Raw genomic sequence first — 1,913 nt, 5'->3', positions numbered from 1 at the left:
AACCTTTATAAATCAGGCTCTTGTAGTTATTTCCCCTGTTTCTAGGTTTACATGTCTACGTTCCCATATCGGCCTCATTTAAATAAAATTCTTAAAGTTAACTATAATAATAAAAAAAAATTATTTTCAAGTTTTTTTTAAAGTTATTAAATAAAAGTTTTCATATCCTAAAAATAACTTTTTTAATTATTAAAAATAATTATATAGTTATTAATAATGATTATTTAGTTATTAACATATAATCATATAGTTACCTTAACTAATTATATGATTACCAAAATTTATTTAAAATACTGATTTATATATAACTATTTATCTATCTTAGATTCTTTCTTGTTTTTCAGGAGTTACAAGACAACTCAGTAGCAACAAACTAATTTCCGCTTCCTCGTCGACGGTGTTCGGTGCTCGCAAGCTAAACTTAGAAAGAAAATTAAAAAATAATCCAAAAAATCCTTAAAATTAAAACGCCCACCGCTCGCCACAGCCAAGTGACCGAGCAACGCGAGCGAACGGGCGAGGAGCGGAAGATAAACGGAAATTAAAGGAACACAGTCACGCGAAAATCACAAAATACTAATTTCTTCCAATCTGGGCGATTTGTAAAACAGCAGTTTGCGCCGTCAGTCTCAAAGATATGTTGAGAGGCCAATTTCTTGGCAGCTATTTTCGTCTCAGAGGAAAGATAGATGAAATTTGTTGTCTTACCCTTCTCGTGGTCAACGTTAGTGATGATGGTTGCTTTGAAGTATTTCATGCCGCACCCCCAACTCGCTGGAGAATTCGGCACGCTGACGACGGGTTAAATTGCGTGAGGTTCGAGCGAAATAACTCGATGATTTGATTTTGCGCTTCAATTACGCGCACACGGAAGGTACTATTTCCCATAGTCCGACTCCTAGTACTGTTAGGGTTTGGATTAGCTAACTTTTGGGATCACCATTCCCATCAGTTAGCGACTAGTTTATAAAATTCTTTCTGTAGTAATTTCTCTACCGTCTTCTGAATATTTAATTTTTAATTCAAATGCTGATCTTTGTTCTATGATGGACTTCCATTCTCCCCTAGCAAAAAATTTAGGGTTGGCTAAATATTCATTTCTCCCTCACTCAGAACAAATCCTTTTTTTACAAGAAGAGCCAATCTATTTCTTAGAGTCCCATCTTTAATACTAAGTTGGTCACACATTGATTTTCTATATCTGGTTGAAAGAGTCATATAACCATCATAATCGAGCTTTCTAAGCATAAGAAACAAGACGTTTTTTAATGAGTCAGGAACTTTAATCATTGAACATATATCATCAATATACATTTTCACATATGGCGGTTCAGATGAATAACGAGATAATGTTGTCTTTGATTCAGAAATTATTTCTCCAGTGTTTATATCCACAGTGTCTTTTTTTTGCTCATAAAATGCAGTTTTTATTCTCTTTTTAGTCACCATGTCTTGTCCGCATATGTCACTCTATATAACGTGACAATTTACATACAAAATATACCTTGTCAATAAGGTATTTTAATACCTTTTTTAAAAGGTGTAAATGTATCTTTCAGAAGTTACAAGTGTAACTCCATAACGGTACATATATACCCTTGTGAAGTGATAAAAATAGATACAATCCCTTTTAATACATAGGATGGGTTATATATTGTTTTTAATCAGTACGAAATGCCAGACAACTAAATAGTAACAAACTAACCCCCCTTCCTCGTTGACGCTATTTTGTACTCACAAGTGGCGCTCCGTTTCAACGTCTCCTGCGTTAAAAAAATCAAAAAATCTTTCAAAACTTAACCCGCACCGCTCGCCACAGCCAAGTGACCGAGCAACGCGAGCGAACGGGCGAGGAAGCGGAAGATAACCGGAAATTAAAGGGAACACAGTCACGCGAAAATCACAAAATACTA

Annotated in this window: 2 protein-coding genes; both read right to left on the bottom strand. The window is 34.9% G+C overall.

Annotated elements, in window-relative coordinates; translation table 11 throughout:
* Positions 1-541 precede the first annotated feature (541 nt).
* Complete coding sequence (locus tag AYJ55_RS23295; protein ID WP_063658109.1) at positions 542-757, bottom strand: hypothetical protein; 216 nt, start codon at positions 755-757, stop codon at positions 542-544.
* 329 nt (positions 758-1,086) lie between these two features.
* Positions 1,087-1,446: a hypothetical protein gene (locus tag AYJ55_RS23290; RefSeq protein ID WP_162505848.1), complete on the bottom strand. Its 360-nt coding sequence runs from the start codon at positions 1,444-1,446 to the stop codon at positions 1,087-1,089.
* Positions 1,447-1,913 lie beyond the last annotated feature (467 nt).

It is taken from the genome of Candidatus Arsenophonus triatominarum (assembly GCF_001640365.1).
Lineage (GTDB): Bacteria > Pseudomonadota > Gammaproteobacteria > Enterobacterales > Enterobacteriaceae > Arsenophonus > Arsenophonus triatominarum.
Note: the sequence above shows the minus strand (reverse complement) of the source record. Positions and strands in the feature narration are given on the sequence as shown.

Coding starts and splice junctions, on each gene's coding strand:
- AYJ55_RS23295 (WP_063658109.1), bottom strand. CDS start 757: ATGAAATACTTCAAAGCAACCATCATCACTAACGTTGACCACGAGAAG.